The 7,357-nt window shown below is 42.5% G+C and carries 8 protein-coding genes; 1 reads left to right on the top strand and 7 read right to left on the bottom strand.

From position 1 onward, the window contains the following. Window positions 1-194: 194 nt before the first annotated feature. The 6 genes from DXB52_RS14480 to DXB52_RS14455 form a co-directional block, all read right to left on the bottom strand. On the bottom strand, window positions 195-1,283 hold the full coding sequence (locus tag DXB52_RS14480; RefSeq protein WP_117498449.1) for a LacI family DNA-binding transcriptional regulator: 1,089 nt from the start codon (window positions 1,281-1,283) through the stop codon (window positions 195-197). A gap of 33 nt (window positions 1,284-1,316) precedes the next feature. Further along, entirely contained in the window at window positions 1,317-1,913 is a 597-nt protein-coding gene (recR, locus tag DXB52_RS14475; protein ID WP_015527645.1) for a recombination mediator RecR, read from the bottom strand. Then, window positions 1,913-2,266 carry a YbaB/EbfC family nucleoid-associated protein gene (locus DXB52_RS14470; protein WP_015527646.1) on the bottom strand — a complete coding sequence of 118 codons (354 nt, stop codon included), beginning with the start codon at window positions 2,264-2,266 and terminating at the stop codon, window positions 1,913-1,915. Before DXB52_RS14470 ends, recR begins: the two co-directional genes overlap by 1 nt. 2 nt (window positions 2,267-2,268) lie before the next feature. Next, window positions 2,269-3,861, bottom strand: a complete 1,593-nt coding sequence (gene dnaX / locus DXB52_RS14465; RefSeq protein ID WP_055165951.1) for a DNA polymerase III subunit gamma/tau — start codon at window positions 3,859-3,861, stop codon at window positions 2,269-2,271. A gap of 3 nt (window positions 3,862-3,864) precedes the next feature. Continuing rightward, on the bottom strand, window positions 3,865-4,944 hold the full coding sequence (locus tag DXB52_RS14460; RefSeq protein ID WP_117498447.1) for a 6-phosphofructokinase: 1,080 nt from the start codon (window positions 4,942-4,944) through the stop codon (window positions 3,865-3,867). Between the two features lie 189 nt (window positions 4,945-5,133). Next, window positions 5,134-5,949, bottom strand: coding sequence for a hypothetical protein (locus tag DXB52_RS14455; RefSeq protein ID WP_117569628.1), 816 nt, complete (start codon window positions 5,947-5,949; stop codon window positions 5,134-5,136). A gap of 259 nt (window positions 5,950-6,208) precedes the next feature. On the opposite strand from DXB52_RS14455, the gene DXB52_RS14450 reads away from it, so the two are divergent. After that, entirely contained in the window at window positions 6,209-6,451 is a 243-nt protein-coding gene (locus DXB52_RS14450) for a TIGR03905 family TSCPD domain-containing protein (protein ID WP_117541734.1), read from the top strand. A 260-nt stretch (window positions 6,452-6,711) separates the two neighbouring features. Here DXB52_RS14450 and DXB52_RS14445 read toward each other — a convergent pair whose 3' ends face one another. Continuing rightward, the gene (locus tag DXB52_RS14445) at window positions 6,712-7,212 is read right to left on the bottom strand and encodes a DUF6147 family protein (RefSeq protein ID WP_181967900.1); all 501 of its coding nucleotides are present in this window, start codon (window positions 7,210-7,212) and stop codon (window positions 6,712-6,714) included. Window positions 7,213-7,357: the final 145 nt, after the last annotated feature.

Here is a 7,357-nt window from a genome sequence, read left to right as displayed (position 1 = left end):
TATTCTGTATAAAAATCTTTATTTTAAAGGCTTTATCAACATTTTCTAAAATCAGAATATTCTGTATAAAAATCTTTATTTTAAAGGCTTTATCAACATTTTCTAAAATCAGAATCGTTTGTTTTTGTTATTTTTATTAGTAATAATTTTATTATTTTTTATTAATTTTAAATAATCCAGCGTCTATACATCAACTATTTTGTCTTTGCATAAGACGTTGTTCCACGAACCACGATCTGTGGCTCATATTCCACATGATAAATACTGACCGGTTCAAATTCCGTATACTTCCAGTCCCTTGAACTGATCTTTTTCATGATGATATCACAGGCATCCATTCCTTTGTGAACCACAAAATGCTCGATCGTTGTAAGTGACACTTTCTTAACTTTGGAAAATAAAGTATTATCACATCCCATAACCGAGACATCTCCGGGAACTTTATACTTCATATCCTGGAGTGCATCCATAATCCCAAATGCGATCATATCATTCAGCCCCACGATTGCAGTGAGATCTTTTTCTGTCCGGAGCAGTTCTTTTGTCAGATCATATCCGATGCGGTACTCTGAATCGATTCCCGGAACATTCCGGTCAAATTCTTCATCTGCTTCTTTTACAATCACCTGATCGCCATATCCGGCTTTCCTGAATTCATCCAGAAAACCTTCCACCCGGCGGAATCTCTGCTTCTGTCTCGCAGTTAATGGCGGTGTAATGTATGCCACATGCTGATGCCCCAGTTCCAGAAGATGTCTGCCCATTAATCTTCCAAGCTTTGTATTGTCCAACTCCACTGCATCTACATCCAAATGCTTCTCCTGGTTATTGATCACAACAACCGGAATCCTTTCAGACATTTCTTTGAGCTGTCCGAGAAAGCATTTTCCCGGATTGCACATATAGATAATTCCCTGTGCATTCAGAGTCGAGATCATTTTCAGATAACGCTCTTCCAATTTTAAATCTCTCTGTGTATTACAGACAAAGATTCCGAACCCCTGCTCTGTTGCCCTTGATTCAATTCCTTGCAAAAGCATTACATAGTATGGGTTTGTCAGGTTCGGGCTGATGACAACGAGCAGTTTTTCTCGTCGCTCTCCACGCTGTGTTCTGCGTTTCGGAAGTTCATACCCCAGTTCTCCCGCCGCTGCCTCCACTTTCTGGATTACTTCTTTTGAAAAAGAGACGTTATACTTCTTATTGAGTACCATCGAGACCGTTGCCTGTGAAACTCCCGCGCGCTTTGCCACATCTGAAGATGTAACTTTTTTCTTCGCCATAGCCAGTCCCTCCTGCCGGTGTCTCAAATGCTTTTACAATTCTGTTCTTCCTTCCAATGCCCGGAGCAGTGTTACCTCATCAATGTATTCCAGATCACCACCAACCGGAACACCACTGGCAATCCTGCTCACCTTGATTCCGACCGGTTTGATAAGTTTACTGATATACATTGCTGTTGTCTCGCCTTCCAGACTGGAATTCGTCGCAATGATCACTTCATCCACATCTCCCTGCAGACGCTCCATCAATTCTTTCAGACGGATATCCCCGGGACCGATTCCAAGCATTGGAGAAATTGCTCCATGAAGTACATGATAGACTCCGTTGTACTTTCCGGTCTTCTCATACGCTGCCAGATCACGCGGTGTCTCCACTACCATGATTGTCTTATGATCTCTGTCCGGATTGCTGCAGATTGGGCAGATATCCTTATCCGTCAACGTACAGCACTCCTTACAGTAACGGACATTCTTGCGGGCATCTACGATTGCATTCGCAAGTCCTTCTACCTGTTCTACCGGCATATTGATCACATGAAATGCAAGTCTTTGTGCTGATTTATTCCCGATTCCCGGAAGTCTCGAGAACTCCTCGATCAGACGGCTGATCTGATTACTGTAGTAATCCATTAGAACATTCCGCCTCCAAGACCGCCAAATCCACCTGTCATCTTAGATACTGCTGCATTTGTCTCCTGCTCAACCTGACGCAGTGCTTCATTTGTCGCTGCTACGATCAGGTCTTCCAGCATCTCAATGTCGTCCGGATCTACAACTTCTTCTGCAAGTTTTACTTTTGTTACTTCTCTTTTGCCGGATACAGTTACTTCTACTGCTCCGCCACCTGCAGCTGCTGTGAACTCTTTTGTCTCAAGTTCTTTCTGCTGCTCTTCCATCTGACGCTGCATCTTCTGTGCCTGCTTCATCAGATTCGCCATATTTCCCGGCATTCCGCCGCCTGGAAATCCTCCACGCTTTGCCATGTCTAATCCTCCACTGTTATTTCCATATTTATTTTCTGTTCTATGTCCACAAATGTATCCTCAAAGTGTCTGCCCTCTTCTACATGACGGACATCCACCTCGACTTTCTTTCCAATCTTCTCTTCAATGAGCTGTTCAAGTTCCTGCACATGATCTTCTCTGCCAACCATATCTGCCGACATGGCATCTGGCAGTACAATCAGCAAGCGATTGTCACCACCAAGACTCAGTCTTGCTTTTTTAAGAAAGCCTCTGATCATACCTGACGCTTCATCCGCGATAGAACGGAAATTCTTCACCACTTCCTGCACATCCTCCGGAATTGCATTCGGCAGCTCCGGTTTCGCCTTCCTGCTTCCCGCAACGCCTGATCCGGATGATGACGCATCATCTCCATTCACGTAAACAACTCGCTGCGGCATATCTGCGGCTGCAGCAAGTCCTTTCTCTACTTTGTCTTCTACCGCACGAATCCTGTCCAGAAGTGCATCCTGACCAGTCTCCATCGCCGGAGTACAAAGCTTGATCAGTGCAACTTCCAGAAGCACTCTCTTCTGCGTCGCATACTTCAACTGACCGGAAAGTTCTGAGAATATACGGATATAACGCAACAGCATATCAAGTTCAATCATCTTTGATTCTTCCTTGAGTTGCAGCATATTTTCCGTAGACACATCCAGCACGTCCTCTATATTATCAGAAGTTTTAACCAAAAGCAAATTTCTCAGATACCATGTAAAATCTGCGGCCAGCTGGGTCAGTTCACGCCCCTGCATAACCAGATCTTCCACGATATCAAGAACTCCGGCAACATCTCTTTCCAATACTTTCCGAAGCAGGCGGCTGAACACATCCGTATCCACCGCGCCAAGTACTTCAAGCACATGATCATACGTCAGCTTCTGTCCCAGATAAAATGCAATACACTGATCCAGCAGACTGAGTGCATCACGCATAGATCCGTCTGCCGCCTTTGCGATATAGCGAAGTGCTTTTTCTTCCACTTCTACCTGTTCTGTCTGCATCAGATCACGCATACGGTCTGTAATTGTCTCAATGCTGATTCTCTTGAAATCGTAGTGCTGACATCTGGAAAGAATCGTAATTGGGATTTTATGCACTTCTGTCGTCGCCAGAATAAAAATAACATACTCCGGCGGCTCCTCAAGTGTCTTAAGCAATGCGTTGAATGCTCCGATGGAAAGCATATGCACCTCGTCGATAATGTATACTTTATACTTACCTTCTGTCGGTCGATATGTCACTTCCTCCCGGATCTCACGGATATTATCAACACCATTGTTCGATGCAGCATCGATCTCGATCACATTCATTGAAGTGCCAGCAGCGATAGATTTACACATCTCACACTCTCCGCATGGACTTCCATTTACCGGGTGCTCACAGTTTACTGCCTTCGCAAATATTTTCGCAACCGTTGTCTTACCGGTTCCTCGCGTTCCGCAAAACAGATACGCATGTCCGATCCTGTTCGCCTTAATCTGGTTCTGAAGCGTTGTAACAATATGATCCTGTCCTTTTACATCTTCGAATTCAGAAGGACGGAACTTTCTGTATAGCGCCGTATATGACATGAATTACACCTCGTCTCCGAAGCTGATACCGATTGTTCTCGCTTCTTTGATCAGACCACAGTTCGGATCAACATATTTCAGCTTTCCTGCAACCTCTTCCAACGGAACTTTCACTGTCTCACCATTTCTCATGGCTACCATATATCCATATTCTTCATTCAGGATCAATTCTGCTGCCTTCGCTCCGACTCTTGTTGCAAATACGCGGTCATAAGAACAAGGTGTGCCACCTCTCTGTGTGTGTCCGGGAACTGTGATACGAACTTCCTTGTCTGTCTCTTTTCCGATCTGTTCTGCCAGTTCGTAAGCAATAGAAGGATATTTTCTGTTCGCCAGCTTCTCTTTGTACTCTTTCTTTTTCAGTTTTGCATCTTCTTTGGAAATCGCACCCTCTGCAACAGCAAGAATTGTAAATCTCTTACCTGCCTGTGTACGTTTGTCGATCACATTCTTGATTGCTTTAATATCATATGGGATCTCCGGAAGAAGAATTACGTCTGCTCCGCCTGCAATTCCGGCATGCAGAGTTACATGACCAACTTTGTGACCCATAACCTCGATAATAAATACACGGCTGTGGGAAGTTGCTGTTGTATGGATTCTGTCAATCGTATCTGTTGCGATATCAACTGCACTCTGGAATCCAAATGTCATGTCTGTTCCCCACAGATCGTTATCGATCGTCTTCGGCAGTGTCACTACATTAAGTCCTTCCTCACGAAGAAGATTTGCTGTCTTATGAGTTCCATTTCCTCCAAGAACAACAAGACAATCCAGATGAAGCTTATGATATGTGTGTTTCATTGCCTCCACCTTGTCTATTCCATCCTTGTCCGGCACACGCATCAGTTTGAACGGCTGACGGGATGTACCAAGAATTGTTCCACCCTGTGTCAGGATTCCCGAGAAATCCCTTGATGTCAACATATTGAAATCCGAATAGATCAGACCTTTGTATCCATCTTTAAATCCATAGATTTCTACATCTTTGCGCTTGTTGCAAATTCCTTTTACAACACCGCGCATTGCTGCGTTAAGTGCCTGGCAGTCTCCACCACTGGTCAGCATTCCTATTCTTAACATGGCAACTCCTCCTATTACTCTTTGTACCTGTCTCTTAATCAGTTACTTTCTTTTCTTGTTTATAAGCCCTAAAAAAGCAGTTGGTTCTTCTTTCCCTGCCGCCATTCCTGATATTCCATGACCGGCGGCTACCAACTGCTTTTTATTATACCTTATTTACAAATGCTGCTCAAGAAATTTTAGTTTTCGTTATGTTAAAAATTCTTCCAATATCTGACGAATCGCCGCTTCTCTTTCTGCATTTCTTCCTGAATCTCTATCTAAGTCTCTCTCTGAATTTCCTGACGGATTCCTTGCCGGCTCTACCGTTCTTGGTTCCCCCTCGATATTGATCGGCAACTCCGTCCTCTCTGCTTTCGTTTTATTTCCAATCTGTACGTCGTCTTCTCTGTGTATCTCTCTTTCCCCTTTCTTTTCTTCCCACTCCTGCTTTCCGGTATTCTCCGCAGCAATCACATTCAATTCTTCTCTATCCGTAGTCCGCTGTCTCTTTATGTGAAATGCACAATTATTCTCAAGATAATCCACCATATACATCCTGACAGCATTAAGCTTGTACTGTTCGTCTGAAAGATGACTGATAACAAAAAGGAGTACCATCTCCGCTAATCCTGTTTCTATATATTGATACGCCGCATCTGAAAATCCATAAGTAATATAACATTCGAATGCACCAAGAGCTGCAAGAATTCCAACAAACCACACCGTCAACAATTCCATCTGTCTCCAGGTATGAATCCCAAACAAAAATCCTCTATATTCATAAATATATTTCTCCACAAATGCATTCGTATTCTCTACACTGTCATGTACCATACATGCATGTTCGTATTTTGCTCTTACGAGTTTTATCAGTCGGTGTGTACTCTTGGACATATTCCCTGCCGCCTTCAGCATTTGATTCAATGTCTGCTGATTCACTGCTTTCGCCAGCACTCCGATTATGCCCAGAAGTGCCATCAGATAATAGATGACTCTTGTGTTCACTGCCAGTTCTCTTAACATAGCAACCCCTCCTGGTTTTAAAAATATTGCGTAACTGTTCGGGACTCCCCTTCGTTACGTTTGTAGATATTATAAACCTGATTTTATATTCTGTCCGCATAAATCGTTCTACAGATTTCTACAGCAAAAATCAAAATTGTCGTATTGAGGAAAATCATGATGAAAGATGTGAAAAGAAAAATTGTTTTTTTATATTTGATTTGCTATAATTCAAAAGGTAACTAAAGATCTAAAATTTAAAAAGAAAGGATATCTAGATATGGATTATAGAACAAAAGGTGTCTGTTCCCAGAGCATTCACTTTGATATTGAAGATAACAAGATTCATAATGTTTCCTTCGTTGGCGGATGTAACGGTAACCTGCAGGGAATTTCCCACCTGGTTGAAGGAATGGATGTAAATGAGGCCATCTCACGCCTGGAAGGAATCCAGTGTGGATTCAAGAAAACTTCCTGTCCGGATCAGCTTGCTCAGGCACTGAAAGAAGCAACAGGAAAATAGTTAAAAAATAGCAAACTAATAGGGAAGGATCGCTACTCTTGATTCAATCCTTCCCTTCTGCCCTACTAGTCCATGGACTGATTAACAGCCGCTTCTGGTGATTATATGCTCATTTATTTAATTGTGGTGTATCAAGGAACAAGGCTCTCACTTTTATCTATTAGAATCTAATTTGTGAGTGTCCGAGCGAACCACCGCGCAGCGGCTGTTAGGCCAGCCCACGGGCTGCATCTTCTGCCGTTGGTGTGGGAGAAAGATGCTTATGGGACTAAGATGCCATCAGTGTAGGAATAAGTTTCCTCATCTGGTGAGCCTGCCATACATACAATGTGAGATGCATGCACTCTGTAATAGTATCCTCGGTCAACTTGAATTGACTTAGATGCTGCTACATAATAATCATTCTCTACCTTCTTGGAAAAAGCATCAATCTGATACCATTCATCATCTTTCTCACTATACTGATCCACATACACAATAACTGCTACTGTATCTACTGTATGATTAGCCGTCGTTGCACCATATGTATAAATTCGTTTTGTTCCCGCTTTTGTGATTGAACATTCCCCATCCATCAGGTGTTCACCACGCTCATTACTCTTCGGTGTATAACCTGTTGATGAGTCTGCTGAAGTTAAATAAGATCCATCGACAACTTTAACTTCACTATCATCTGCTTTAACCCCCGTCACTGATGCACACACCATAAAACAAAACATCATAGTGCTTGCTGCAATTGACATTATTTTCTTACTTATCATAGAACTATCTTCCCCTCTTTTGTTATCGTCTTCTGATAAGTAAACAACTGAGATTTTAAAAAAACTTACGCATTTTTACACAAAAAATAAATTTTTTAAAAATTTTTTTCAAATTCATCTTTTTCCATAATACCTTTCAACTGAT

Origin of the sequence: Ruminococcus sp. OM04-4AA, from assembly GCF_003462585.1 — a bacterium.
Taxonomy (GTDB): Bacteria; Bacillota; Clostridia; order Lachnospirales; family Lachnospiraceae; genus Mediterraneibacter; species Mediterraneibacter faecis.
This window is presented reverse-complemented; position numbering and strand designations above follow the sequence as displayed.

Excerpts from the sequence above, each read along its gene's own strand:
- DXB52_RS14480 (WP_117498449.1), bottom strand. The coding sequence starts at position 1,283 with ATGGCGAAGAAAAAAGTTACATCTTCAGATGTGGCAAAGCGCGCGGGA.
- recR (WP_015527645.1), bottom strand. The coding sequence starts at position 1,913 with ATGGATTACTACAGTAATCAGATCAGCCGTCTGATCGAGGAGTTCTCG.
- DXB52_RS14470 (WP_015527646.1), bottom strand. The coding sequence starts at position 2,266 with ATGGCAAAGCGTGGAGGATTTCCAGGCGGCGGAATGCCGGGAAATATG.
- dnaX (WP_055165951.1), bottom strand. The coding sequence starts at position 3,861 with ATGTCATATACGGCGCTATACAGAAAGTTCCGTCCTTCTGAATTCGAA.
- DXB52_RS14460 (WP_117498447.1), bottom strand. The coding sequence starts at position 4,944 with ATGTTAAGAATAGGAATGCTGACCAGTGGTGGAGACTGCCAGGCACTT.
- DXB52_RS14455 (WP_117569628.1), bottom strand. The coding sequence starts at position 5,949 with ATGTTAAGAGAACTGGCAGTGAACACAAGAGTCATCTATTATCTGATG.
- DXB52_RS14450 (WP_117541734.1), top strand. The coding sequence starts at position 6,209 with ATGGATTATAGAACAAAAGGTGTCTGTTCCCAGAGCATTCACTTTGAT.
- DXB52_RS14445 (WP_181967900.1), bottom strand. The coding sequence starts at position 7,212 with ATGATAAGTAAGAAAATAATGTCAATTGCAGCAAGCACTATGATGTTT.